The organism is Actinospineispora eucalypti (assembly GCF_039543365.1).
In the GTDB taxonomy this organism is placed as follows: Bacteria; Actinomycetota; Actinomycetes; order Mycobacteriales; family Pseudonocardiaceae; genus Pseudonocardia; species Pseudonocardia eucalypti.
In genome coordinates this window covers 267,451-290,962 of record NZ_BAABJP010000010.1, presented here as the reverse complement: position 1 = coordinate 290,962, position 23,512 = coordinate 267,451, and the positions used below count along the sequence as shown (strand labels likewise).

Annotated in this window: 23 protein-coding genes; 8 read left to right on the top strand and 15 right to left on the bottom strand. The window is 66.5% G+C overall.

Annotated features, from left to right (window positions below; translation table 11 throughout):
• Positions 1 to 223 precede the first annotated feature (223 nt).
• The 9 genes from ABEB12_RS15050 to ABEB12_RS15010 all read right to left on the bottom strand — a co-directional run bounded on the left by ABEB12_RS15050 (position 224) and on the right by ABEB12_RS15010 (position 5,123).
• A complete protein-coding gene (locus ABEB12_RS15050; protein WP_185064062.1) occupies positions 224 to 427 on the bottom strand; it encodes a hypothetical protein in 204 nt (67 codons plus the stop codon).
• Between the two features lie 19 nt (positions 428 to 446).
• Positions 447 to 650 (bottom strand): hypothetical protein, encoded by a 204-nt coding sequence (locus ABEB12_RS15045; RefSeq protein ID WP_185064061.1) that lies wholly within the window; start codon positions 648 to 650, stop codon positions 447 to 449.
• Entirely contained in the window at positions 647 to 1,009 is a 363-nt protein-coding gene (locus ABEB12_RS15040; RefSeq protein WP_185064060.1) for a hypothetical protein, read from the bottom strand. Before ABEB12_RS15040 ends, ABEB12_RS15045 begins: the two co-directional genes overlap by 4 nt.
• Positions 1,006 to 1,656 (bottom strand): dTMP kinase, encoded by a 651-nt coding sequence (gene tmk / locus ABEB12_RS15035; protein ID WP_185064059.1) that lies wholly within the window; start codon positions 1,654 to 1,656, stop codon positions 1,006 to 1,008. Before tmk ends, ABEB12_RS15040 begins: the two co-directional genes overlap by 4 nt.
• Positions 1,631 to 2,224 carry an exonuclease domain-containing protein gene (locus ABEB12_RS15030; protein ID WP_185064058.1) on the bottom strand — a complete coding sequence of 198 codons (594 nt, stop codon included), beginning with the start codon at positions 2,222 to 2,224 and terminating at the stop codon, positions 1,631 to 1,633. The genes tmk and ABEB12_RS15030 overlap by 26 nt, the downstream gene beginning before the upstream one ends.
• Entirely contained in the window at positions 2,217 to 3,428 is a 1,212-nt protein-coding gene (locus tag ABEB12_RS15025; RefSeq protein WP_345702828.1) for a radical SAM family protein, read from the bottom strand. The genes ABEB12_RS15030 and ABEB12_RS15025 overlap by 8 nt, the downstream gene beginning before the upstream one ends.
• Before the next feature lie 72 nt (positions 3,429 to 3,500).
• Positions 3,501 to 4,418, bottom strand: a complete 918-nt coding sequence (locus ABEB12_RS15020; RefSeq protein WP_185064057.1) for a helix-turn-helix domain-containing protein — start codon at positions 4,416 to 4,418, stop codon at positions 3,501 to 3,503.
• Positions 4,342 to 4,854, bottom strand: a complete 513-nt coding sequence (locus tag ABEB12_RS15015; protein WP_345702850.1) for a DUF6879 family protein — start codon at positions 4,852 to 4,854, stop codon at positions 4,342 to 4,344. The genes ABEB12_RS15020 and ABEB12_RS15015 overlap by 77 nt, the downstream gene beginning before the upstream one ends.
• Before the next feature lie 35 nt (positions 4,855 to 4,889).
• A complete protein-coding gene (locus tag ABEB12_RS15010) occupies positions 4,890 to 5,123 on the bottom strand; it encodes a hypothetical protein (protein WP_185064056.1) in 234 nt (77 codons plus the stop codon).
• 441 nt (positions 5,124 to 5,564) lie between these two features.
• On the opposite strand from ABEB12_RS15010, the gene ABEB12_RS15005 reads away from it, so the two are divergent.
• The 7 genes from ABEB12_RS15005 to ABEB12_RS14975 all read left to right on the top strand — a co-directional run bounded on the left by ABEB12_RS15005 (position 5,565) and on the right by ABEB12_RS14975 (position 19,825).
• A complete protein-coding gene (locus ABEB12_RS15005; protein WP_185064055.1) occupies positions 5,565 to 10,730 on the top strand; it encodes a DEAD/DEAH box helicase in 5,166 nt (1,721 codons plus the stop codon).
• On the top strand, positions 10,727 to 13,594 hold the full coding sequence (locus ABEB12_RS15000; protein WP_185064054.1) for a helicase-related protein: 2,868 nt from the start codon (positions 10,727 to 10,729) through the stop codon (positions 13,592 to 13,594). The genes ABEB12_RS15005 and ABEB12_RS15000 overlap by 4 nt, the downstream gene beginning before the upstream one ends.
• On the top strand, positions 13,591 to 17,703 hold the full coding sequence (locus tag ABEB12_RS14995; RefSeq protein WP_185064053.1) for an Eco57I restriction-modification methylase domain-containing protein: 4,113 nt from the start codon (positions 13,591 to 13,593) through the stop codon (positions 17,701 to 17,703). The genes ABEB12_RS15000 and ABEB12_RS14995 overlap by 4 nt, the downstream gene beginning before the upstream one ends.
• Before the next feature lie 64 nt (positions 17,704 to 17,767).
• A complete protein-coding gene (locus ABEB12_RS14990; protein ID WP_221498492.1) occupies positions 17,768 to 18,688 on the top strand; it encodes a GmrSD restriction endonuclease domain-containing protein in 921 nt (306 codons plus the stop codon).
• Complete coding sequence (locus ABEB12_RS14985) at positions 18,685 to 18,852, top strand: hypothetical protein (protein WP_221498491.1); 168 nt, start codon at positions 18,685 to 18,687, stop codon at positions 18,850 to 18,852. The genes ABEB12_RS14990 and ABEB12_RS14985 overlap by 4 nt, the downstream gene beginning before the upstream one ends.
• Before the next feature lie 6 nt (positions 18,853 to 18,858).
• Complete coding sequence (locus tag ABEB12_RS14980; protein WP_221498490.1) at positions 18,859 to 19,086, top strand: hypothetical protein; 228 nt, start codon at positions 18,859 to 18,861, stop codon at positions 19,084 to 19,086.
• Between the two features lie 364 nt (positions 19,087 to 19,450).
• Positions 19,451 to 19,825 (top strand): restriction system modified-DNA reader domain-containing protein, encoded by a 375-nt coding sequence (locus ABEB12_RS14975; protein ID WP_221498489.1) that lies wholly within the window; start codon positions 19,451 to 19,453, stop codon positions 19,823 to 19,825.
• A gap of 166 nt (positions 19,826 to 19,991) precedes the next feature.
• On the opposite strand, the gene ABEB12_RS14970 is transcribed toward ABEB12_RS14975, so the two are convergent.
• The 3 genes from ABEB12_RS14970 to ABEB12_RS14960 form a co-directional block, all read right to left on the bottom strand.
• Positions 19,992 to 20,780 carry a DUF2637 domain-containing protein gene (locus ABEB12_RS14970; protein WP_185064052.1) on the bottom strand — a complete coding sequence of 263 codons (789 nt, stop codon included), beginning with the start codon at positions 20,778 to 20,780 and terminating at the stop codon, positions 19,992 to 19,994.
• Positions 20,781 to 20,946: 166 nt separating this feature from the next.
• Positions 20,947 to 21,219, bottom strand: a complete 273-nt coding sequence (locus ABEB12_RS14965) for a hypothetical protein (protein ID WP_185064051.1) — start codon at positions 21,217 to 21,219, stop codon at positions 20,947 to 20,949.
• Between the two features lie 26 nt (positions 21,220 to 21,245).
• Complete coding sequence (locus ABEB12_RS14960; protein WP_185064050.1) at positions 21,246 to 21,626, bottom strand: nuclear transport factor 2 family protein; 381 nt, start codon at positions 21,624 to 21,626, stop codon at positions 21,246 to 21,248.
• Between the two features lie 77 nt (positions 21,627 to 21,703).
• On the opposite strand from ABEB12_RS14960, the gene ABEB12_RS14955 reads away from it, so the two are divergent.
• Entirely contained in the window at positions 21,704 to 22,195 is a 492-nt protein-coding gene (locus tag ABEB12_RS14955) for a GNAT family N-acetyltransferase (protein ID WP_185064049.1), read from the top strand.
• Between the two features lie 4 nt (positions 22,196 to 22,199).
• Here ABEB12_RS14955 and ABEB12_RS14950 read toward each other — a convergent pair whose 3' ends face one another.
• The 3 genes from ABEB12_RS14950 to ABEB12_RS14940 all read right to left on the bottom strand — a co-directional run bounded on the left by ABEB12_RS14950 (position 22,200) and on the right by ABEB12_RS14940 (position 23,488).
• On the bottom strand, positions 22,200 to 22,610 hold the full coding sequence (locus ABEB12_RS14950; RefSeq protein ID WP_185064048.1) for a hypothetical protein: 411 nt from the start codon (positions 22,608 to 22,610) through the stop codon (positions 22,200 to 22,202).
• A gap of 112 nt (positions 22,611 to 22,722) precedes the next feature.
• Complete coding sequence (locus ABEB12_RS14945; RefSeq protein ID WP_185064047.1) at positions 22,723 to 23,028, bottom strand: hypothetical protein; 306 nt, start codon at positions 23,026 to 23,028, stop codon at positions 22,723 to 22,725.
• 37 nt (positions 23,029 to 23,065) lie between these two features.
• On the bottom strand, positions 23,066 to 23,488 hold the full coding sequence (locus ABEB12_RS14940; RefSeq protein WP_185064046.1) for a thioesterase family protein: 423 nt from the start codon (positions 23,486 to 23,488) through the stop codon (positions 23,066 to 23,068).
• Between the last annotated feature and the right edge of the window lie 24 nt (positions 23,489 to 23,512).

Sequence of the window (23,512 nt, the reverse complement as noted above, 5' to 3'; positions counted from 1 at the left end):
GGAGCCCACTGAGCACAGCGGCCCAGCAGCAACGGCAACGTGTCAGGCCTACCCACCCAGGACATGGCGACCCGCGGAAGTAACCATTTGTCGGGGCCACCACGCGAAGCTTCCGGGTGACCGCTGACCAGGACGACCGCACTGGCGTAGGGGTTCGCCCTAAACGCGAAGCCCTGTCCGAAACCACAGGCGCATCCCGAGGCGAAACCAGGAACGTGCCCGGTCACGGCGTCTCGCTGCCATCTACCGCGCGCAACGCCGCAGCACCGGGTAAGGGCAGACGCCGGGCACGGCCCCGGACATGGGCTCGGCCGACCATGTTCGCGGTGCCGTTTCCGATCACCTGGGTCACGGTGCCGGTCACCTCGGCTCGTGCGCCAGTGTCGGTGTCCTCGATGACGAGCTCGATCCCCTGGCCGCGCACCAAGCTGTGCACCATTCGAAGATCAGCCCATCCCATCTGAGTCCTCCATCCAGGACGGCACCGGCGGTTGCCAGCCGTCCTTCAACAACGCTTCGACGATGCGGGTGCCGCTGCCGTCCACCCAGTCGCCGAACCGTGAATGGGTGTCGTCGGGCGCGTGCCGTTCCAGTGCGACGTGAAACGCCAGAAGCGCCTGTTCGAGGGCCGGGTGGCTGATCAAGTTCACGGTTTCCAGTTCCTTCCTCGCCGACCGCCACGGACGTGCGCAACGACCAGACGAGTCCTCAGCGTGCCCACCGGCCACTGGCGCGATGCCACGGCCCGCCCAACTGGCTTAGACGCCACAACGGCGACACAGGCCATGCAAGGCTGGCCGGGCGGGCTGAACAACGAGCCCGGGCACACCCACGCGCCGCACAATGCCCGATAGCGGCCGTGTGTCCGGCGCTCGAACCCCAGCTCGGTGACCGCATGCTCCCGGCCATCCAGCATGCAGGTCATCGGAACCACCAGCTGCGGCCCCTCACACCCGTCCAGGCCGGACCGGATCTCCGCGCGGATGCGATCGATGCGGATCGTGTTCACGCGGGCTCCTTCGCGGGCGCGAAGAAGGTCATGAGGTGATCGAGGATGTGCGCTGCGACCTGGTGCGCGGCCTGGCGGTTGCAGTCCACGCGCAGCACGTCGAACCCCGCCTGGATCAGTCGCTCGGTGGCCTGCTCGTAAAAGTAGATCTCGGCGTGGCTACTGCCAGGTTGGAGCTGGTACCGGTTGTGGGGTCCGCGTTCGTCGAGCCGTTGCGCGATCACGGTCGGGTCTGCTTCCAGGATCACCGCGAGGTCGGTCCGCCGGGCGTCGGAGTTGAGCTTCCACAGGAACGCCGGGTCGACGCCATCGAAGCGCTGGATCACCAGCCCAGAGGGGACGTAGCGGTCGACGATCACCGTGTCACCGCGTTCGAGGTACGGCCAGATCTCGGTGTCGATGTGGTGGTAGCGGTCGGCCGCGTACAGGCAGGCCAGCGCGGGCCCGGTGACCGTTTCAGTCAGTTCCCGGGCCAACGTGCCGATCGGGCCGGTGGAGGGCTCGGCGGTGACGTGGACGGTTTCGCCGGCGGTCACCAGCATTTGCGCGAGGTGCCCGACGATGGTCGATTTCCCGGCGCCACTCGGCCCATCGACGGACAAAAACAGGCCGCGTTGCTGGTCAGAAAAGGGCCTCAGTACCACCATCGCCTCCTCTCCCCGATCTGTCGCGGAGCTGGTCCAACGACCGCGCCCACGCGTCCGGCGGCGTGGCGAGGTGGACGAACAGCCGCGCGGTGACCAGGGCGTCATACGTGGCACGGTGCGGCGCAAGCCCATCCGGAAGCCCCTCCGCTAACCGCAGCCGGTCAACGAGCGCACCGAGCTTGTAGCTGTCGGCACCAGACAGCAGGCGGCGAGCGAGTTGCAGGGTGTCGAAGATTTCCGGGCAGTCCCACCCGCAGAGCTTGCGCCGCAGGACTCCGAGATCCACGTGGGCGTTATGAGCCACAACCGCGTCCGCAGAGAGCGTTTCTCGCACCTCGGCCTCGATGTCGGCGAACGTGGGCGCGGTGGCGACCGCGCCGTTGGTGATGCCGTGGATGCGGCGGGCGATCGGCGAGATCGGCGTCTCGGGCTTCACCAACCAGCACGCCGGCTCACCGATGACCCCGCCCACGATGGGCACGGCGGCCAGTTCCACGAGGTCGGGTGGCTGCTGGCCGTTGCCTTCCACGTCGACGACCACGTAGGTCAGGCTCGTCCAGTCAGTCATCGTCGGTGGTGTCCTTCCAGCCGATGTCCGCGCGCCCATGCCGCCGCGTCCGGTGTGGGTGTGCGACATCGTGGACCTGGAACCCGAGCGCGTGCTGCAAGTAGTAGCGCGGCTGCTCCGTGTCCAACCCGGACACCACCGCCGCCCGCTCATCGATCTCTACGACCTCCATCTGATGGCCCTCTGGTAGCACCGCCGCCACCTGCTCCAGGCACTTACGCGTCGGGGCGCGGTGCGCGCCGGCGCAGCGCGCGAGTTGGCTCAGTGGGCAGATGTCACACATCTCCCGGATGCCGTAGTGGCCGTTGTAGTCCGGCATCCCGTGTACGTAGGACACCGCGCACGAGGTCTTGCGGAACAACGGCACCGACATGCCGAACACCGCGAGCACCCGCTGCTCCAACGTTTCCGGGACGATCTTGCGGCGCGCGGTCTCGTCATACGGCTCAGGCAGGTGGTTCGCCCGGTAATAGGCGGCGATCTCGTCCCGATAGAACAGCCCGGTGAACACGGTCGCGTCCGCGTACCGGGCCAGTTCACAGGCTCGGTGAAGGTGCTCGTCGGAGTCGTTGAGCCCAGGCACCAGGGGACGCCAGTACAGCACCGTGCGATACCGGCGCCGGCTCGGCGCGCTCATCAGCTTCAACGACCCGGCCGCGACCCGCGACGGGTACGGCTCGATCCGGGTGTTCTCGATACCCGAGTACGTGAACAACAGCGTCACCTTGAGATGCAGGAGCTGGTTCAGCCGCTCGACGTCGGCCGGGATCATCTGATAGCGGGTGATGACCAAGAGGTGATTGGTGAGGCCGCGCCGATCGAGATCCTCCAACACCGCGAAGGTGTGCGCCCGGACAGCCGGCAGAAACGGGTCCGTGGCGCGGTTGAACACCTGCACCGGCGTCACGTGCGGCTGGAAGTACCGGTGCTGCACCAGCTGGCGCACCGCCTCGGCATCCGGCATCAGCGCGCGCGGCTGCCGCTGATCCCACAACCCGTAGGTATGCCGGATGCAGTACGCACAATCCAGCGGACACCCCTGAATGTGGTTCAGGCTCAACCCGCTCTTGCGATACTCCACCACCTCACGCGCGCGCTCGGGTAGCCGTTCGACCTGCTCTTTCGCCAGCAATGGCACGGATGGTGTCACCAGATCTCCCCGGACGATGCCGCCAATCGCGACGTGCCCGGGCAGCGTAAACACGTGCCAACTCACGAATCTAGAAACGTTCCCAAAGTTTCTCGAAACAAGCTGTCCGCACGGCCCGGCGCGAAATTAATCGCTACCGTCCGCCACCTCAGGCTCAAGGTCGTCGATGGCGCGGTTGATGATGGCGCGCGCGGAGCGGCCGTAGCTGGCCACGGCGGCGAGCTGCTCGAAGGCCCCGCTGTAGAGCTCGATCTCGGCTGGCTGGCGCAGGTCGAGCGCGGCGGACATGGTTTCGACGAGCACCCTGTCGTTGTCGTAGATCCAGAAACCGTGCCACGGGGACGTGACGTACTGGGTGTCGAAGCCGATGACGCCGAGCCGGACGTTCGGCAAGGCGGTGAGCGAGATCAGGTGGCCGAGCTGACTGAGCGTCACGTCCGGCGGGCACAGCCGGTAACGCAACGCCGCCTCGGTCAGCACGAAATGGAATCGTTTGTCCGGCCGATGCAGGATCTCCTGTCGAGCGATGCGGCCCTGCACGGCCTCGTCGATGTCGTTCGGGACCTTGAGCCAGCGGATGCTTTCGGCGAACCGGGCGCGTGCGTACCCCGGCGTCTGGAGCAGGCCGGGGATGACGGTCACCTCGAAGGCGCGGAACAGCTTCGTCTGCTGGTCCAACTCGGCCAGCTTGTTCTGCCGAGGCCGGATCCCCGTGCGCAGGATCCGCTGCCAGTCGGCGTGCTGCACTTCCAGGGTGTGCAACGAGACCAGCAGAGACTCTGCCTCGTTGCCGCTGCCCGTCGCCCCGGTCCAGGCTCTGATGTCGTTGTCGGTGGGGGTCTGCTGTCCGTTCTCCAGCTTGGACACCTTGGACCGCGCCCACGACAACGACTCCGCCAGCTCCCTACCGCTCAGACCAGCGCGGAGGCGCAGCTCGCGGAGTCGTTTGCCGAGCGTGTTGCGTGCTTCAAGGACGTTCGAGACGTCCGACGCCCTGTTCGTTGGCAAAATCGTCCCGTCGAACTGCGTGATGCCAGGCGGCATCACGCCAATAGTTGTGCTGCACGATCACCGTCGGATCCTCGATGATCTCCCCGCCCAGGAAGGCATCCTGGTCATCGAAGTGCATCCGCACCAACTTGCGTGAATCGAACAGCCAGTAGTCATGCTCCGGAACCTGCGCGGCGCGCGCCCGTTCCCGTTCCAGGTAGCGGATGTCCTCCCCCGCGCCGTTAGTGAACTGCGCGCACCACGCCCCGAACCGGCTGTAGTCAGTCAGCGGCACCGTCACCACCCGGACACGGGCGAAACGACGGCCCTCGGACGCCGCCTCACGGATCATGTCCAGCCAGGTCTGCAACCACGGCAGATCGTCCGGCTCACCGGCAAGGAACTTCCGCAACGACTCGTTCTCATATGACGCGTCGTAGGTATCGCGCGCCTCCAACCGGAACGCCGTGTGCTCGAAAGTGTGGAACAGCTTCCTGAACTCAGGACCAGGCTCGATGAACCGACTCAGCGCTCCCCCTCCTCCCGGTATCTGCGCACATAAAACTTCAGGACCTCTTCCGGGATCTCGATCAATGTCTCGTGATCGGGTACCGGCCCGACGTCCGCCAACACCTGCGGGTCCGTCACCTTCCAACCCTGCGCGATGTAGGTCGTCCGGTCTGTTCGGTCGGTGGCGAACAGCGTAGGTGAGTTGTCCACTTGCGATTCGGGGTCCTTGCCGAGGAACCGAGCGCGCATACCCTGCCTCCGAAATGAGAAACATTGAGAACCGTTCTAGCAATACTGGGCCCACCGCGTCCAGCACGTCAACCGCCTCGAACAGCCCGGCACCCGCTGAGCCGGCAAGCGTCTGCCTCCGTTGGTGACCCATTCCGTCGTCGACTAGATCCAGTCTGGACTTCTCCTGGCCCGACGTAACACATAGTTACGAAAGATTCATGCGACGAGCGGCCTGCGCCCTCCCCTTGCCGCCACAGGCGTGCAGTGAGCACAGATCGTCACCTAGCCCGCAGCTCCGACAGCCCCCGAGAATCCCACAGGGCAGTAATCACACGATCGAGTGACGCCGTCGTAGGATGCAGACTTGTACATGCCAAACCTCGGAACATAGCACTCTGGAGATCGCGGTCGATCAGGGGGTCGACACATACTGCGTCGGTCAGGTGGCCTGGAGGCACAGTGGATGCGTTCGGTGTGCTCGGGGAAGTGCTCGACGACTACGAGTCGTTCGTGCGTGGGTTCCTGAACATCCGCGACCCAGACGTCTTCAAAACGGTCGAGCGTGAAATCGAGAACGGGCTGCTGTGGCCCGAGCCTTGGCTAGCGCTCAATCCGGCCTTCGAGTCCGGCGGTTCGGTCGGCGACCTGGTTGATGCTGGTCTGCTCCACCCGGCATGTTCTGAGATCTTCCGACAGCGGACGGACACCGATCCGGTCGGTAGCGAGCTCAGATTCCATAAGCATCAGGCTGACGCAATCCGTGTTGCCACACGCCGAGAGTCGTACGTGCTCACCACAGGCACTGGCTCGGGCAAGTCACTGTCCTACATCGTGCCGATCGTGGATCGCGTGCTCCATGACGGCCCAGGACGCGGAGTACGCGCGATCATCGTCTACCCGATGAATGCGCTGGCCAACAGCCAGCGCGGCGAGTTGGAAAAGTTCCTCAGCAAGGACAGGCCGAGGGTCAGTTTCAAGCGGTACACCGGTCAGGAGAGCCGCGCAGAGCGAGACGTGATCCTCGATAGCCCGCCGGACATCTTGCTGACTAACTACATGATGTTGGAACTCATGCTCACCCGTCCCAGGGAGCGCCAACGACTGATCACGAGCGCGGAGAACCTCTCGTTCCTCGTGCTCGATGAGTTGCACACATATCGAGGCCGTCAAGGTGCCGATGTCGCCATGCTGGTGCGCCGGCTACGCGCAGCCGTGCGGGGTGATCAGCTCCAGTGCATCGGAACCAGCGCCACGCTTGCCGGGCCAGGAAGCCCGGCCGAGCAACGCACGGAGGTAGCCGCTCTGGCCACTCGACTGTTCGGGACGCCGATTGCGGCCGCCAGCGTCATCGGCGAGTCGCTCCGGCGCGCCACCGTTGGTGAGGCCGATCTCACCCGACTCGCCAGACGGGTAACGAGCGTGCCTCCGGCAGCTCACGCAGCCTTGCGGCACGACGATCTCGCCATCTGGATCGAGCGGGTTTTCGGGCTGCGTGAGGATGGCGAAGGCCACCTTGCTCGCCAATCACCTACACGGCTACGGGACGCAGCAGTCACGCTCGCGACAGACACCGGCTTAGACCACGCGGTGTGTGAGAAGGCGTTGCGAGACACACTGCTGGCTGGGTCGCGGGCACGCGGTGCCGATGGTCGTGCGCTGTTCGCATTCAAGCTCCATCAGTTCATCGGTAAGGGGGACACCGCCTATGTGACCCTTGATCGACCGGACCGGCGCTACCTGACGACCCGCTATCAGCGCAGCGCCCCGGTCGAGCCGCCCGGACAGCCCCTGTTTCCGCTCGCGTTCTGCCGCGAGTGTGGACAGGACTTCCTGGTGGTGAATCGGGAGCAGGGCGGTGAGCTGTTCACTCCGCGGCTGCTGAGCGGTGGCGCGGGCGACCCGGCGCATGCCACAGGCTTATTGCTGATCCTCAGCTCGGATTGGCCTGACACATCCTCGGTTGAGCTTCTGGATCTCGTGCCGGACGACTGGGTGGTTGAGTTCGGTGGCAGCCGGGAACTCGATAAGCCTCGTCGATCGCGGCTGCCGGAGGGGATGCGGGTCAACAACTCCGGGGCACGCACCGCCGAGGGGATTCCGGTCGCGTTCTTTGAGACTCTGCATTTCTGCCCGTGCTGCAAGACTAGCTATGAGAGCACGGGGCAATCGGAATTCTCTCGCGTGGCGAGTCTGGGTACCGAGGGCAGGGCGAGCGCAGTCTCAGTGTTGTCCCAGGCCGTGATGCGGACATTACGCGGCGCCACTGACCTCGATGAGGACGCCCGCAAGTTCCTGGCTTTCTCCGACAACCGCCAGGACGCCAGCCTGCAGGCCGGCCATTTCAACGACTTCGTATTGGTCGGCCTGATTCGCTCGGCCGTCTATCGGGCCGTGGCCCGACAGCAGGAGCGATTCCCGGACGAACCGCTAACCGACGACGAACTCGGCCGGCGGGTGATCGAATGCCTCAACGTCTCGCTCGCTGATTACGCCCGCAACCCGGATGTGGAGTACGCAGCTGAACAAAGAGTAGCAAAGGCGCTACGGGAATCGGTGGCCTACCGGGTGTGGGCGGACCTGCGGCGGGGCTGGCGGATCACGATGCCCAACCTGGAGCAGACGGGCCAGCTGAAGCTTGCCTACGCGAGCCTCAACCGGCTCGCCGTTGACGAAGATAAATGGGCAAGCGCGGGGCAGCCATTGGCGGGAGCCGACCCAGAGACTCGTCAGCTCATCATGCAGACGCTACTCGACGAAATGCGCCGGCATATTTGCATCGAGTCTGAGTACCTCACCGAGGAGCGGTACGAGGCCATCAGGCGAGCAAGTCAAGAGTGGCTACGCGCACCATGGACGTTGACCGACGAGCAAGGCGTCTACGCGGCGACCTGCTACCCAGGCACCCGGCCCAAAGGGCTTCCCGGGATAGGCCGCGACCTCTACCTCTCCGGCCTCGGTCTATACGGACGTTGGCTGCGCCGGCCTGACCGTTTCCCCTTGCACCCGCACCCTGTGGCAGTGGCGGACGCGGACACCATCATCGGCTCCTTGCTCACCACGATGGCCAAGGTCGGGCTGCTCGCCAGGGTTGAGGAGCGGCATCGGCGTGTGGGCTACCGCATCCAGGCCGGGATGATCGAATGGTGGGCTGGCGAGGGGCAACACCGTGCCCCTGACCTGATGCGTGGCAACAACACCGAGGGCCGGGTCAACCCCTACTTCCGTCGGTTCTACGCCGAGACCGCGGGTGGGCTGGCTGGCCTCGAAGCACACGAACACACCGCTCAGGTCGCCCCTGAGGTACGCCAGGAGCGTGAGCGACGGTTCAGCACAGCTGACCTGCCCGTCCTGTATTGCTCGCCGACGATGGAGCTCGGCGTCGACATCAGAAGCCTCAACGTAGTCGGAATGCGCAACGTCCCGCCAACCCCAGCGAACTATGCGCAGCGCTCCGGCCGAGCCGGCCGCTCGGGGCAGCCGGCTGTGGTACTGACGTACTGCGCTACAGGCAGCGCCCACGACAATTACTACTTCGGACGCAGCCAGGACATGGTCGCCGGCGCGGTCGCACCACCTCGGCTCGAACTGGGCAATCAGGACCTCGTGCGCGCTCATGCCCACGCGATCTGGCTGGTGCAGACGGGACTGGACCTCAAATCGAGCATGGTCGAGCTAATCGATGTGGAGCTGCCCGGTCAGCCGTTACATGACGAGGTGACCTCGAAGATCTTCAACCAGGCGGCCACAACGCGGGCCACCTCGGCTGTTCGAACGGTACTGCGTGCCACGCCCGAGGTGGTAGCCGCGCCGTGGTGGCGCGACCGCTGGATCGAGGAGACGATCAGCCAGGCGCCAAGCCGGTTCCAACAGGCGCTTGATCGTTGGCGCGGCCTGTACCAGGAGGCACGCAACGAGCTCGACTCCGCCAACGAAGTACTGAAGACCATTGGGGCATCCGAGCCCGCCAAGCGGCGTGCACGGGGACAGATATCCGAGGCCCGGGCCGCCCTGGACCTCTTGCGCGGCGAGATCGATGACGTCAACCAAGGCGACTTCTATCCCTACCGGTACTTCGCCTCCGAAGGATTTCTGCCCGGGTACTCCTTCCCCCGGCTGCCCCTCGCGGCATTCATCCCAGCCGAACGCCGGACAGCACACGGGCAGGGCGACTACGTGCAGCGCCCGCGCTTCCTGGCGATCAGCGAATTCGGCCCAGGCGCCTTCATCTACCACGAGGGCGCACGTTACGAAGTAAATCGGGTCAGTTTGCCAGCCCGCGAAGACGGCACCGGAGTCAACCTGACTGAGATAGACCGCTGCGAGGCCTGCGGATATCTCAACGAGGGTAACGGGCCGACCGGGTATGGCGAGTGTGAGCACTGCGGATCGACCGAACTGGCGAAGATGACCGCAATGATGCGCTTGTTGGCCGTCAAGACCCGCCGCCGGGACCGGATCAGCGCGGACGAGGAAGAACGCCAACGCGCCGGACACGAGATCACCACCGCGATCCGCTTCGAACCGCACGGCGAACGCAGCAGCAAGCTCACCAGCACACTCGTCGATGCCGACGGTCGCACACTCGCCGAGCTGAACTACGGCGACACCGCGCTCATCCGCCGCATGAACGTGGGCCTGCGCCGCCGCAAAGACAAAGCCGAACACGGCTACCTGCTCGACACGGTCGAGGGCAAATGGGCTCGCGCCGTCGACCAGAACACCGCAAGCGATAGCGATGGACGCATCCAGCGGGTCGTTCCCTACGTCCAGGACCACCGCAACGCGCTGCTGATCAAGCTGGCCGCACGCGTTCCCGTTGAGCAGCGAATGGCCGCGATGTACGCGCTCAAGCGCGCCGTCGAAGCCGAGTTCCAGCTGGAGAGCAACGAGCTCGCGGTCGAGCCAATGCCCGGGCGCATCCGTCCGCACGCCTGGTCGGTGCTGTTGATGTATGAGGCCGCCGAAGGCGGCGCGGGCGTCCTGCGTCGACTCGCCACCGAGGACGGCCCGATGCGCCGCGTGGCCCGGCGCGCCATCAGGCTGCTGCACTACGACGCGGACACCGGCAACGACCTCGGAAAGGCCGAGCACGCAACTGAGCTGTGCGCCCAAGCCTGCTACGACTGCCTGTTGTCCTACAGCAACCAGTGGGACCACCAGGCGCTCGACCGCCACTGCGTCATCGGTCTGCTTCAGGAGCTGTCCACCGCCAGTGTGAAGCTGGGAGGTGTTCGAGGAGAGGACCGCGCCGAGCTGCTGGCCCGGTTGGAGAAGGGCTGCACGTGGTTGGAGCAGCGTTTCCTGCACTACCTCAACGAAGGTGGCTACCGACTGCCAGACGAGTCACAAGAACTCATCGACGGCTTCTATGTCCGGCCCGATTTCGCCTACCGCACCTCAGCGCGTGACGTCGCGATCTTCGTCGACGGCCCGGTGCACGATTACAACCACCAGACCGAGAAGGATCGGGCGGCGCAGTCTCGCCTTGAAGACGAGGCCGGCTGGTTGGTGCTCAGGTTCCACCACGAAGACGACCGTAGCCCAGCCTGCGGTGAGCAGCCGAGCTGGCGTGAACTCGTGACAGCCAATCCCAGTGTCTTTGGCCCCGGCAGGGAGCACGTGTGACGACCACCGACTTCCGCCCTGGCACCTTGGTGACCGCGCGCGGCCGCGAGTGGCTGGTGCTGCCCGCCTCCCCCGCTGGCACGGTGCTGGTGCGGCCACTCGGCGGCCGCGACGACGAGACCACGCTCCTGCTGCCGGGTATCGACCACCCGGCAGTGGCAACGTTTGACGCTCCCAGCGTGGACGATCGCGGCGACGCCGCCCGCGCCCGGCTGCTACGCGACGCGCTGCGCCTCTCCTTCCGGGACACCACCGGACCGTTCCGATCGTTCGCGCAGCTAGCGGTCACACCGCGCAACTACCAGCTCGTGCCGCTCATGATGGCCACCGCCCAGGACACCACCCGCCTGCTCATCGCGGACGGCGTAGGCGTCGGCAAAACCATCGAAGCCGGTCTCATCGCCGCCGAACTGCTAGCCAGCGGAGACGCCCAACGCCTGGCAGTGCTCTGCTCACCCCAGCTTGCCCCGCAGTGGCAATCCGAGCTGCGCACCAAGTTCGGAATCAACGCCGAGCTGCTGCTGCCATCGACGGCGAACCGGTTGGCCCGCTTGGTGCCCTTCGGGTCGAACGTCTACCAGCACTACCCGCACCTCATCGTCTCCACCGACTACATCAAGCAACGCAGCCGCCGCGACGAGTTCGCCCTGCTGTGCCCAGAACTGGTCATCGTCGACGAAGCGCACACCTGCATCGCACCGTCCACCACCGCCTCATCACAGGCTCACCAGCGCTACACCCTGCTGCGCAGACTCGCAGACGACCCTGCCCGGCATCTGCTGCTGCTCACCGCCACCCCGCACAACGGCGACGATGGCGCGTGGCAAGCCCTGGTCGGGCTACTGGATAACCGCCTCGGCGAACTGCCGGCGGATCTGTCCGGACCGGCACGCGAGAACGATCGGAAGCTACTCGCTAGCTACCTTATCCAGCGACAGCGCGCGGACATTCGCGAATACCTTGCCGAGGACACCCCCTTTCCGAACAGGGAGTGCGCCGAGGAGAGCTACCGACTCCGACCCGAATACCAGAAGCTGTTCGATCGAATCCTCGCATTCGCACGGCAGCGGGTCACCGACCCCTCGCTCAGCCATGTGCACCAGCGAGTCCGGTGGTGGTCGGCGATCGCGCTGCTGCGTTCGCTCGCGTCCAGCCCCGCCGCAGCGGTGCAAACGCTACGCAACCGCTCGGAGCTCACCAGCGCCGAGACCGTCGAGACCGCCGACGCACTCGCCTCCCCACAAGTTCTCGACGTGGACATCGACGAGCTCGCGGAGGGCGACGACACCGGACTCGGCGCGGACACCTCCGCCAACGATCATCCTGACGCAACCACCCGGCGCAGACTGCGCGGATTCGCCGCCGAGGCCGAAGCACTGTGCGGGCCCAAAGGCGATGCCAAGCTCGCACGCCTGGCGACCATCCTCAACTCGCTCATCACCGACGGCTTCCACCCCATTGTGTTCTGCCGCTACATCGCAACCGCAGAGTACGTGGCCGAACACCTGCACGCTGCCTTGGCGAAGACCCATTCCGCTGCCCGGGTGGAAGCCGTCACCGGGACGTTGCCGCCGGAGGAACGCGAGTCCAGGGTCAACGAGCTAATCGCCCACGATGGCGTGCGAGTGCTGGTCGCGACCGACTGCCTGTCCGAGGGGGTCAACCTGCAGGACGGCTTCACCGCGGTGGTGCATTACGACCTCGCCTGGAACCCCACCCGCCACGAACAGCGCGAAGGCCGGGTAGACCGATTCGGACAACTCGCCCCCACCGTGCGAACGGTCACCTACTACGGCGCCGATAACAAGATCGACGGCGTGGTCCTCGACGTGCTCATCCGCCGCCACGAGGCGATCAAACGCAGCACCGGAGTCTCGGTTGCCGTGCCGGCCGACTCGACCACCGTAATGAAGGCTATCTGGGAGTCCCTGCTGCTGCGCGGTACTCAACCCGAGCAGCTCATGCTCGACCTCGGTTCGGTGACCTCCAGCGAGACCGCCGACGCGGTGCTCACACGGTGGGTCGATGCGGCCGAACGGGAGAAGGCCTCCCGGTCACGGTTCCGGCAGGCCACCCTGCGCCCAGACGACGTCGCCGAGACGCTCGCCGAAGTCCGTCGCGGTCTCGGCGGCCCAGCCGATGCCGAACGGTTCACCCGCGACGCACTCGCCCTGCTGTCTGGCCAGATCAGCAACACCGCCGACGGTTTCACCGTACGCACCGACACGCTTCCACACGCGCTCCTGGATCAACTTCCACCCGCCAAGACCCCGTCGATGCGGTTCCATCGGTCGCTGCCGGCTCCACCCGGGGAGCCATTGCTCAACCGGACCGATCACACCGTCGAGGCGATCGCCCGCTATGTCCTGGATGGCGCACTCGACCCGTTGCTACCCGAGGCCGCGCGTCCGGCGCGACGAGCGGCGGTCATTCGCACCAGAGCGGTCGGCACGGTGACGACGCTGGTGGTAGCGCGGTTTCGGGTCGAGCTCGTCGTGCCCGGCTCACGGCGCACCGTCACCCAGGTCGCCGAGGACGCCCAGTTCCTCGGCTTCACGGTGGTCGGCGGCGAGACCTGCTGGCTGGACACCGACAGCACCGGCCATTTGCTGGACGCCACCCCGAGCGGCAACGTCCACGACGACCTCGCCCGTTACCAGCTTCAGCGCGCGCTGGACCGCCTTCCCCACCTGCAAGGGCACCTGACGCGACTCGGGGAGCAGGTGGCCGCCGACGCGGTGCACGCACACCGGGCAGTGCGCCGTGGCAGCCGGGTATCACGACGGGGACTGCAGGCTCGGCTGCTGCCTCCGCCCGACATCCTCGGCGTCTACGTGTACCTGCCCGATCGGAGCGGGCCGTGACCACGCTGACCGCATTCCGCTCCGTCCGCGCGGTCGGCACAGTCCTACCGAGTGACGCGCTGGCCAGGGCGGTAGACCTGCGGATGCCGGGCCAGCGCGCCGAGGACTACCAACTCACCCCAGGCATGACGATCAACGCGGCAGCCGCCCGGGCGTGGGAGGCATGCCTCGGCGCACACCGCGCGTGGCACGCCGCGCTTGAGCGACTTCCCCCGGGCGACCCCGCAGTCGGCCTGACACGCGACAAGTGGCTGCTCCCGCTGCTTTACGAGCTGGGCTTCGGCCGGCCGGAGCGGCTCACCGCCGGAATCGACCTCCCGCCAACCCTCGGCGAGACCGAGCCCGTCCACTTCCCGATCTCACATCGCCTTGCGTGGCCGGCCGGGGCCACCGATCCGGCGGTGGGAGTGCTCCTGCACCTCGTCGGCGGCGGAGTGGGCCTCGATGCCCCCACCCACGGCGTCACAGCCCGCGCCCCGCAGTCGCTGGTGCAGGACGCGCTCAACCGCAGCCCGCACTACCTGTGGGCGGTTGTCTCGAACGGGCACATCTTGCGGGTGCTGCGTGACGCGTCCAGCCTGACCCGGCAGTCCTACGTCGAGTTCGACCTCGACGATGTCTTCGGCAACCAGCGCTACGCCGAGTTCCGGCTGTTCTTCCTGGCCGTGCATGCAAGCCGATTCGCACCGTTGGCTGCCGAGACCGAACCCGAAGCCGACGACACCGAAACCCCAGCCTTCTCCGCAGCGGATTGCTGGCTCGAGCGATGGCGCAACGTGGCGATCGCCGACGGAACCCGCGCACTCATGACACTGCGCGAGGGAGTGGCCCGAGCGCTCAAGCACCTCGGCACGGGCTTTGTGTCGCATCCGACCAACGTCGAACTCCGAGCGGAGCTTGCCGTTGTGCCGGATGCGTGCGCGCTGCTGCACCGAGCACTGCTGCGGGTCGCCTACCGGCTCATCGTGCTCTTCGTCGCCGAGGACCGCGAACTGCTGCACATCGCCAGCACCAACACAGACGGCCAGGCCCACTACGCCGCCTACTTCTCCACCGCTCGGCTGCGGCGCCTGGCCGCCACCCGCACCGGTACCCGACACACCGACCTGTGGGACGCCCACCTCATCGTCACCGACGCCCTCGCCGACGACGGACTGGACGCCCTCGCGCTACCCGGGCTCGCCGCATCCCTGTTCTCCCGTGACAGCCTCGGAGTGCTCGACGGTGCACAGCTGCCCAACCGAAACCTGCTCGCCGCAGTCAAGGAGCTGGCCGAGATCACCGACCCCGTCACCGGAGCCCGCCGCCCGGTCGACTACCGCAACCTGGACAGCGAGGAACTCGGCGGCGTGTACGAAGGTCTGCTCGCCTATGTCCCCCGCTACGACGCCGCCGCCCGGACCTTCACCCTGGAGCAAGCCAACGGCAACACCCGCAAGAAGTCCGGCTCCTACTACACCCCATCCGAGCTCATCGCGCTCATGCTCGACGAGGCGCTCGACCCCCTCATCGCCGACGCCCGGCGCGCCGCAGACCCAGAAACCGCGCTGCTCACTCTCACCATCGTCGACCCGGCTGTCGGCAGCGGCCACTTCGTGGTCGCCGCAGCCCGACGCATCGCCGCCGCACTCGCGGCGGTCCGTACAAGCGATGCCGAGCCGACACCACAGGCGATGCGGGCGGCGATGGCCGATGTCGTGGCCCGCTGCGTCTACGGCGTCGACTTGAACGACTTGGCTATCGAGATCACCAAGGTCGCATTGTGGCTGGAATCCTTTGACGGCTCCCGCCCACTGCCATTCCTGGACACCCACTTCAAGGTCGGCAACTCGCTGCTTGGCGCCACGCCGAAACTGCTTGCCGGAAACATCCCGGACGCCGCCTTTGTCGCCCTCAACGGGGACGACACGACCCGGACCAGTAAGCTCAAGGCCCGTAATAAGGCCGAACGCAAACGCGCCGCCGGGCAGCACACCGTCTTCGACAGCGTCGCCCGGCGCCTGCCGATCTCCGACAGCGATGTCCTCGACGTCGAGACAACCTCGCTCGCGAAGAAGGCCCGCGAGCTCGAACGACAGCCAACCGGCACCCCGGCTGATATACGGGAGCAAGCGGAGGCATGGCAACGGTTCGAGCGCGATCCCGACCTCGAAGCCCGCAAGCTGGCTGCCGACGCTTGGTGTGCCGCGTTTGTCCAATCCAATACCCCAGCCCGTGGCTTCGGCATCACCCACGACACGCTGCGCAGGATCGTCGACAACCCGACCGATGTGCCCTCCGACCTGATCACGACTGTGCGCGATCTTGCGCGCCAATACCGTTTCTTCCACTGGCACCTGGAGTTCCCGACCATCTTCACCGTGCCCGAGCCCGGCACCGCCGACGTCAACCCGGAAACCTGGTGGCAAGGTGGCTTCTCCTGCGTGATCGGCAACCCGCCCTGGGACCGAGTCAAGATCCAAGACAAGGAGTTCTTCGCCGCTGTCGGCCGTAATGACATCGTCGACGCCAAGACCGCCGCTATCCGTGGCGCAATGATCGACCAGCTACGCGAGGAGGACCCTGCGCTACATGATGCCTACTGCTCCGCGCTGCGCAGGTCAGCCGGCATCGCCCACCTGCTACGGGACAGCGGCCGATACCCGTTCACCGGCCAGGGCGACGTGAACACGTACAGCGTGTTCGCCGAGACGTTCCGCGCGCTCCTGGAGCCAACCGGCACGGCCGGAATTGTCACCCCAACTGGGCTGGCGACCGACAAGACCACCTCCCAGTTCTTTGCGGACCTAGTCGCCAGGAATAATCTGTCTGCACTACATGACTTCGTGACCAACCCACGAATATGGACAGATGTTGGTAATCGAAAGTTTCGTTTCGCAGTTACCACAATCCGAGGTCGAGACTCTCGAGTCGAGAAGATCCGGATGTCCTTTTTCAGTAAGCATCCATCGGAGATTACACACGACCGAGTCTTCACGGTCTCGCCGCAGGAGATCTCCATCGTTAATCCGAATACAAGTAACTGTCCAACATTCCTCACGAGGAGAGACGCCGAGATCACACTCGGCATCTACCACCGCCACCCAGTACTCATCCGCGACGGTACAGCAGACGGCAACCCGTGGGGGCTCTCGTTCGGAACACTGTTCCACATGGCCAACGACTCGGGACTCTTCCGGACGGCAGAAGACCTTGCTGGCGCTCGCTTCAATGGTTGGTCCTATCGGGATGACGCTCGTGAGTACCTCCCACTGTACGAAGCAAAGTTGTTATGGCATTTCGATCACCGACTAAGCTCGTACGCGCTACGTGCCCCGGGAAGTCGCGATACCGAGCTGCCGCGCCTGACCGACGAGATGCACAACGACCCGCACACGGAAGCCGGCCCGCGCTACTGGGTACAGGAATCCGAGGTTAAGAAGCGCCTCCTTGGAAAGTGGGAGCACGGGTGGATGCTCGGATGGCGAGACATCACGGGCGGCGCCCTCCTACGAACGTTCGTGCCGTCGGTACTCCCGACCAGCGCCATCGGAGACAAGTTCCTGCTCGCGTTTCCCGGTGCACCCGCGCACGGGCCACTACTGCATGCCATGTGGTCGACGCTGGCTTTCGATTATATCGCCCGGCAAAAGATCAGCGGCACCGGCATGAAGTACTTCCTGACCAAGCAGCTCGCGTGCCCCACCCCAGCCATCTTCGCCGGGCCGGCGCCATGGGAGCCCGACCGTACCCTGGCCGAGTGGGTAACCCCCTACGTGCTGGAGCTGTCTTACACCTCGTGGCGGATCCGGCCCTATGCCCGCGAGATGAGCCTGGACGGGCCACCGTTCCGGTGGGACCCGGAGCGCAGAGCGCTGCTGCGCGCCGACCTCGACGCCGCGTTCCTACATGTATTTGGCCTGACCCGGCCCGAGGCCGAGCATGTGCTCGACTCGTTCTTAGTGCTCCGCAAGTACGAAGAACGTGACCACGGCGACTACCGCACCCGCCGGCTTGTGCTCGACGCCTACGACCGGATGGCCGCCGCTTCGGCCCGAGGCGGCACCGGCTGGTCACCGCTAGCCGACCTCCCCGCAGGCCACGGCCCGCGCCACCCAGCCCAAGCCTGACCAACAGCGAGGACGCCATGGCTATCACGCTGTTCAAGGACACCACCTACTCGGTTCGCTGCTCATGGAGTCCATCGGGCGCGGCGAAGTTGCCTTGCCCGACATCCAGCGGCCCTTCGTCTGCCAGGCCAGCAAGGTGCGTGACCTATTGGACTCGATGTACAAGGGCTTTCCGGTCGGGTACCTGTTGTTCTGGGAGACCGGGGCCGAACCGGGAGCGCGCCAGATCGGCGGCGGGAACAGAGACGCGGTTCCCCGCCTGCTCATCGTTGACGGTCAGCAGCGTCTGACCAGCCTCTTCGCGGTAATGACCGGCCGCGAGGTGATGAAGTCGGACTATTCACTCACCCGCATCAGGATCGCCTTCCGTCCGACCGATGCCACCTTCGCTGTCGCTGACGCGGCCGTCGAGCGGGACTCCGAGTTTATCCCGGACATCTCCGAGCTGTGGGCGCCCGGCGGCGGGCGCAAGCGCGTGGAAAGGCGGTACCTCAAGGCCGTCGCCGAGAAGCGCAGTGAGCTGAGCCAGGACGAGGAGGACCGGCTCGAAGAGGCCATTGACCGGCTCTACGACCTTCGTAACTACCCATTCAAGATCGTCGAACTGTCCCCGGGAGTCGATGAGGAGCAGGTCGCCGAGGTCTTCGTCCGGATCAACTCCGAAGGCGTCACGCTCAACCAGGCAGACTTCATCTTGACCCTGATGAGCGTCTTCTGGGAGAAGGGCCGCGAGCAACTCGAAGAGTTCTCCCGGGCCTGCAAGATCCCGTCGCTGTCCGGAGCATCACCCTTCAACTGGTACATCCAGCCATCCCTGCCCAGCTGCTGCGGGTTTCGGTCGCTGTCGCGTTCCGACGGGCAGTGCTGCGCCTGGCGTATTCACTCCTGCGCGGCAAGGACTTGGAGACCGGCCGAATCGACCCCGCCCGGCGCCAAGCACAGTTCGCGCGCCTACAGGCAGCTCAGGAACGCGTACTCGACTTGACCAACTGGCATGAATACCTGCAATGCCTAGAACGCGCCGGCTTCCGCGGCGCCAAGATGATCACGAGTGAGAACACGGTGATCTTCTCCTATGCACTGTGGCTGATCGGCCGCACCGACTACGCCGTGCCGCTCGACCGGCTCCGGGAAGTGCTCGCCCGCTAGTTCTTCATGGCTCATACCACCAGCCGCTATACCGGCTCGCTCGAATCCCAGTTCGAGCAGGACGCATCCAAGATCACCGAAGTCAAGGCTGGCGACGCCGACGGCTTTTGCCGGACGTTGGATCGCATCGTCACCGACACCCTCGGCGACGACTACTGGACCACCACGCTGCCCAACGAGCTGGCCACCTCCGCAGCCAAATCGCCGGTGCTGATGGCGACTTCGCCGCGTTGAACATTCTCGACGCCGAGCCGCTGCTCTCCACCGGCAGGGTCCGTGCCCGGCTCGACCCCGCCGTCACCGCGCGCAAAGGGATCGAGCGCCACCACCTGTTCCCTCGGGCATTCCTCAAGAGTCGGGGCATCAGCGAGACCAAGCGGATCAACCAGATCGCCAACATGGCCTTGGTCGACTGGAGCGACAACATCGATATCTCTGACAAGGCACCCATGGCGTACTGGCCTGCCCAGGTCACGCAAAAGGGCATTAGCAACCGCCGCCTGGCCCGGCAGCGGTACTGGCACGCCCTCCCGGACGGCTGGGAGAGGCTCGGCTACGAAGAGTTCCTCGACGCCCGCAGGCGCCTTTGGGAACCGTCGTGCGGGACGCATTCGCCAAGCTCGCGGACGAGGCGTATCAGCCGACCTACCCCGCCGTATCGCCAGCCCCGGGCCTGTCGAGCTGGACAACCCACGATGTTGCGGTGGCGGACCTCGTTGACGCCGATCTCCTCCCGGCAGGCTCCACGCTCTTGGCCGCAGTGGACGCAGAGAGCACGGCCACCGTGCTCAACGACGGGCGGATCTTGTTTGGTTCTGAGACTTATGGCAGTCCGTCTGCGGCCGCCCTCAGCGCCAGCGGTGGTGCGCGCAACGGGTGGACCTACTGGGTTGCCGATCTCGCGGATGGATACTTCAGCCTGTCCAGCCTCCGAGATCAGTTCCTTAGCTCCCGTAGTGCGACGTCCGGCTAATCGTCAACGCCGATGGATACGATGGCCGAGCCCAGAAGCGGACGGCGCCGAGTCGGAACCGGAACTGGCCGGCGCTGCCTGCTCGCCAAGGCTGGCGCCGGACTGTTGTGTGCGGCCGAACAGCCCATCGGCCGTGTGCGTGAGGTTGTCCGCGCTTCAGCTACGTTCAGCTACCTGCGGCCGGACCACCATGATCGTCCGCACAGGCTGGCCGAGCGCCTCTTCCTAAGTGCGTAACTCGAGGTGGACTGCGTTGGTCATTGTGCAGGCGCCCTTCGGTACGCCAGCGCCGAAGGACTCGGCGGCCGTAGTTATTGGTCTTGGCCATCCGATCGAGTTCAGCGCCGGTCGGGGTTCGGCCCTGAGCGAGTTGAGCCTGGTAGTAGTCCCACATCCGCCGCTCGGCGGTCATTGCCCGCCGGCCGAGACCAGCCGAGAGAGCCACGAGAGGCACCACTCGTCCCGTCTCGTTTCCGGTCCCGGCAGCCTCGGGTTCGGTCTTGGCCTCCGGTTCGGCCGTCTCGTGCCGGTCAGTCTTGGTCTCGGTGGCGATGGTCTCGGCGCCGTGGCGCTTGAGTGCGCGGTTCAGCAACTCGACAGCAAGCAGCAGCGCCAGCGGTGGACAAGCCGCTACCGCGATGGCGAACGCGCTCAGCTCGGGCGCTGAGGCGATGTTCGCGCACATCGACAGCGCCACCCCGAACAAGAAGGCCAGCCACGCCCGCCACTTCCCGGCCCGGCCCGGCTTCCACAGTTCAACAGTCGCCGTCGTCAGCAAACCGTCCACGATCAGTGGCCAGATGGCGGCCGTCGTCGCATCCGCGCCGAACCGCAGCGCGAACGCCTGGCCATGCCGATAGGACGCGTACGCGGCCCCGGCCGCGACGAGCAGGGTGCACGCACACTGCACCCACAATCCGCAGCCGCGGCTTGCCCGGCCGGCGTTGGCGCTCATCGTGCACCGCCAGCGTCCGGCCGGCGGCGCCGCTCGATCGTCAGCGTTGCGGAAACCCGCAGCTCAGGACGCTGGTGACACTGTGTGGATGCTGTACGAATCGCCCCGGGGGCACAAAATCCTTACTCGTCGAATCGGCCGTTGAACTCCGACGAATAACGTCGCCTCAGCCGTTGTTTTCGGGGAGTGTGGGTTGCGGCGTTGCGCAGGGGGACGGTCTCGCGGCTACGGTCTCGCGCGGGGGACCCTGGCGAGGGGTGAGCCGGGGATCCGGGACCGTGTCCCGGTAGCAGCCGGTGTCCAGCGGGATCGGGATGTCGCTCGCGGGCGGCGCCACGTAGGTTCCCCTTGGTGTGCTCCCGGGGTGCCCGGTGATCGAGCTGTCGCAGCCGGTGAGAACGGCGAGGAGACTCACCGCGAGGACGATGTGCCGTCGCACGGGGGCCTCCTCTGCCGGCACGCGTCTCAAGCCGGCCAGGGCGAGTTGAAGCCGTTGTCGACGGCGAGGAGCCATCGCCCGTCGGGCTGCCGCCGCAGGATGTCGGCGAAACGTGACCCGACCTCGAACGGGGTGCCGTCGCGGCGGCGGCCGGAGAGCGTGTAGCCGCCGAGCGCGAGGATGACGTCGTCCGAGCGGACGAACGAGTCCGGGTGCACCGCAAGGTGGCCGCGGATCCCGACCAGGCGCCGCAACGCCTCACGCAGTTCCGAGGGGCCGTCGGTGACGTGGCCCGGTTTGACCACGAAGGCGGCCCTGGGGTCGTAGAGCGCCAGCATGCCGTCGAGGTCGCCGGCGTTGTACGCGGCGGCGAGCGCGGGATGCAGCTCCTCGGGCCGGCTCGGCACGGTCGGGAACCTAGCACGGGCCTACACCCGGGAAAACCCGTTCGCCCGTGCGGCCGTCGGGGGCCGAGAATTCCCGCATGACCTGGGCCGTCGCGCGGGGGGACGTGCGCTGTGAGGAAGCGAAGGCGCTGCTGCGCGAGTACTTCACCGAGGTGGCGAACCGTTACTGCCGGCTCCACCACCAGCGGGACGTCACCCGCGAGGAGGTCGAAACCATCCTGGCCGAGTGGCCGAGCGACGACCTCGCCGAACCCAACGGCCTGTTCCTGGTCGGCCACTACCTCGGCGAGCCGCGGTCCTGCGCCGGTCTGCGGGTACGGGACGCCGAGACCCTGGAGCTCACCCGGGTGTACGTGTGGCCCGGCCGGCGTGGCACGGGCGGCGGCGCGCGGCTGCTGGCCGAGGCCGAGTCCGAGGCGCGCTCGCTCGGCGTCCGGCGGATCGTGCTGGACACCCGCCTCGACCTGGTCGAGGCGCGCGCCCTGTACGCCCGACACGGGTACCGGGAGATTCCGGCGTTCAGCGGCGGGCCGTACGCGGAGGCCTGGTACGGCAAGGAACTGGCATGATCTTTCAGTCGTCCTCGGCCAGCCAGGCGCGGAGCAGCTTCTCCCACTTCAGGTCGTCGGTGGTCTCCATGACCTCCTTGCGGTTGACCAGCAGGTAGAACTCACCCGCCGGCACGGTGTCGACGACCAGCGGCTTGCCCGCATTGAGCAGCCCGCCGATGAACCGGCCGTACAGCTCGGTGAACCGGGCCTCGACCGACCTGATGTCCTCCCGGCGCAACACCAGGTCGCCCGATTCGCCCCAGCCGCCGAGCACCAACCGATCCGGGAACAGCAGCACCTCGCCGCGCCGCTGGAACAGCACCTTCTGGCTCACGCCGGCGGCCGCCTTGTCGGCACCGGTCTTGCCGGCCAGTTCCCGGGTGGTCGCGCCGATGTACTTGCCCGCCGCGGTGGGCTGGTTGTGATCGCTCATGCGGAAGATCGTCGCCGCCGGGCGGCGGCCGGCGCGTCCTTCGCGGGGTTGGCGTGTGCGCGGCTTTGGTCGCACCGGGACGACCCGGCGAGCTGCTTAAGTTGCCTCGGTGTCATCCCGGGGCGGCGCGCTCGGCCATCCACCGGCGGGACTCCTCGGTGACGTAGCGCAGCCCGTCCGGGCGCACCTCGATCCAGTCGGCGCGCACCCAGCCGCCGGCCGCCTGCGGCGCGAGGCCGTGCTTGCGGAACAGCGCGCTGGCCTCGGCGCGGGTGAGCCCCCGGCCGGACCACTCGCGCAGCACCGCGTACTCCCGCTCGCCCTCCGGCGGCGTCTCGCCGGCGACCGCGTCGGCCAACGCTTCGAAGCCGCGAGCGATCTGGCGCAGCGCGGCGGCCACCTCGGTCCGGTTCTCCACGGTCGAAACGTACTGCAAACGCTACCGTTTACCGGCTCTACAGGCCCAGCAGCTCGGGCGTGGCGGCCAGCTCCCGCCAGTGCTCGCCGGGTCGCTCGACCAGCCGGCGCCGCGAGAGGTCGAGCAGCCCTCCCACGTTGGTGATCTCCGCGAGCAGCGTGCCGTCGTCGCGGCACAATCGCTGCTCCACGGTGAACGTCTTGCCTTCGCCCCAGTGGAACTCGCAGGTCACGTCCAATTCGTCGCCCGCGAAGACCTCCCGGTGGAAGCGGATGCGCTCCTCCAGGCTGACCGGCCCGAGGCCGCGTCCGGCCAGCGCGACGTGGTCGAACCCGGCGGCGCGCAGGCAGGACCAGCGCGCGTGGTGCCCGTACCGCAGCAGCACGGCCGACGACACGTGTCCGTTCGTGTCCACCTCGTAGTCCCGTGCGGCGATCCGAACGGTGAACTCTTCTGCCATGCCGAAATCGTAACGCAATCGCAT